The organism is Romboutsia sp. 13368 (genome assembly GCF_018336475.1).
Lineage (GTDB): Bacteria > Bacillota > Clostridia > Peptostreptococcales > Peptostreptococcaceae > Romboutsia.
In genome coordinates this window covers 1,547,216-1,547,450 of sequence record NZ_CP048741.1, presented here as the reverse complement: position 1 = coordinate 1,547,450, position 235 = coordinate 1,547,216, and positions in this window count along the sequence as shown.

Below are 235 nucleotides of genomic sequence, written 5' to 3'. Positions count from 1 at the left end.
ATTTTATAATAATAGATAAAATAAAAACCTTACTAGCCATCAAAAATAAATGGCAAGTAAGGTTTTTTACGTTTAATGATATTATATAGTTAGACTTTAGTATTTACAATAATCATATTTAACTATCACAACGAGTTAATTATTCCTTATATTAGTATAGGTAAGTATAAATTAAGTAAGTATTATATAATAAAAATATAATCAGCAGATAAAAGGAGATGAATGTATGAATAAA